Source organism: Dysgonomonas sp. 521, from assembly GCF_010501055.1.
In the GTDB taxonomy this organism is placed as follows: domain Bacteria; phylum Bacteroidota; class Bacteroidia; order Bacteroidales; family Dysgonomonadaceae; genus Dysgonomonas.
The window spans coordinates 22,767-24,785 of the sequence record NZ_QVMO01000070.1; the positions used below are offsets into that span (position 1 = coordinate 22,767).

The 2,019-nt window shown below is 54.2% G+C and carries 2 protein-coding genes; both read right to left on the reverse strand.

The genetic code is table 11. The features are described from left to right. Nucleotides 1-1,447 (reverse strand): BACON domain-containing protein (locus D0T84_RS16880; protein ID WP_163309035.1); only part of this gene is annotated, 1,447 nt, incomplete at its 3' end. A gap of 353 nt (nt 1,448-1,800) precedes the next feature. Continuing rightward, on the reverse strand, nt 1,801-2,019 hold a 219-nt coding region (locus D0T84_RS22605; protein WP_221413143.1), incomplete at its 5' end, for a hypothetical protein.

Consider the following 2,019-nt stretch of genomic DNA (forward strand, 5'->3'; position numbering starts at 1 on the left):
GGCGTTGTGGTATTGTTCTCGTAGTGATGTTTTCTGTACCGATGACTTCGGCAGCACAGCTACCGCTCATGGTAGCCCGGCAGCGAAGCACGAAGGTGCTGCCCGTGGCAGGTACGGTGTACAGTATGCTTTGCCCTGTGCCTATTTGTGTATTGTTTTCGTACCATGTGTAGGTATAGCCCGGCTGCACATTGCTTACCGATAGCTGTACGCTGCCTCCCGCGCAGAAAGTCGCAGGTTTGACAATAATAGGGATAATAAGGTCTGCTCCCGCATAAGGGTCTACCGATACGGTTACCGTTTCGCTCGGGGTGGAATAGCAGTCGCCATCTTTTACCACGGCAAACCAGTCGCCTACGCCTGCCTGTATCTCAGAGCCTGTAAGCCCCGAGTCCTGCCCGTCCTTGAACCAGACAACGGTGCCTGTTCCCGATGGGTTGGAGGCTATCAGGGTAGTGGTGCCATTGGCATCGCATACCATGCCGTTGTTGCCACGTACTACGATAGCCACGGGCGCAGGGGCTCCCGTACCGTCCTTGCTCACAGTAACGGCGTTGCCTGCTTTTTGCCCGCAGCCTATCAGTCCCATCCAGATATCGTATACTCCCGCCTGTGTCACGGTAATGTAGTTTACCCCGCGGGCGATCTCTATGTTGTTGCGTGTCCAGATCAGTTCGTCGAGGTTTGATGTTGCAGGGTCTACCCAAAGGTACACGGCGCCCCCGGCGCAGAATGAGATGGCCTTACCCGAAGGCTTGCTGTTAATGGCAGGTGCTTCGCCCAAAGAAGGGTCGCAGCTTTGTCCCAGTTGGCTGAACAGGAAGTCTTTGTATAAGCCCGTACAGCTACTGGTCACCCGTACCACCGCCGAGCGGGGCTTGGTAGAGTTATTGGCCTCGAACGAGACGCGGAATGTCCCCGCCGTTTCGTCCGTTTCCGTCAGCGAGAGGTAATCGGCACCCGTCAGCACGACAAAGGTAAAAGGCCCGTTTACACAATCGGGGTCTTCTATCTTAAACTCATTGTCACAGCCCGTACCATCAGCGGCAACATCGGTACACGGCTTGGGGCTGATCTCCATCTGGCTGGTACCGTCGCACATGCTGATCCAGCGCTGGGCGTTGTAGTACTCCACGCAGCGGGTATCGGTGTTGTAGATGGTCAGCCCTTCGTAGAGGAAGGGTGTCGCCCTGTTGGGGTCGGAGGAGAATGCCGGGCCTGTTGCACCGTCTTTGAGCGCGTTGCGCTGGGCGGTACTCAGGTGGGGAAGGCGCAGGCCTCCGGTGTTGCTACTGCCGGAGACGACCTCCAGGATGGAATAATTCTCGGGGGCTTTGCCTTCCCCTACGGTTACCTGGGCGCGCAGCCCGGAACCAAAAAGCAGCATTGCAAAGAGAAGCAACGGCAATAGCCTTCGCTTACTCTGTTGTGTGCAGGTTGTTTTCATAAAAGTAATTTTTAAGCCACCCCCTCCCGGCCTCCCCCAAATGGGGAGGAGACTGGAGAGATGGAAAGATGAATAATACACCTCNTCGGGGGCTTTGCCTTCCCCTACGGTTACCTGGGCGCGCAGCCCGGAACCAAAAAGCAGCATTGCAAAGAGAAGCAACGGCAATAGCCTTCGCTTGCTCTGTTGTGTGCAGGTTGTTTTCATAAAAGAATAAATTAATGAGTTAATGTGCAAATGTGCCAATATGCCAATATGCCAATGAGCCAATAGCACGAAAAATTTTATATTTATTGTTTATCAATTGCCTCCACTTTTAAGTGGAGGGATATAATTGCTGATTGATAAAGGCTTTAGCCAAAACCCTTTTCGACTAAAGTCTTTTCCCGGAGGCTTTTTATCCACGCCTTAAAAGGCGTGGCAACAATATCCACTTGTAGGGGCGGGGTCTGCCCTGCCATTCTCTCCCGGCCTCCGACCCCCTCCCGGCCTCCCCCAAATGGGGAGGAGACTGGAGAGATGGAAAGATGAATAATACACCTCACCCCAACCCTCTCCACAGGAGAGGGGGA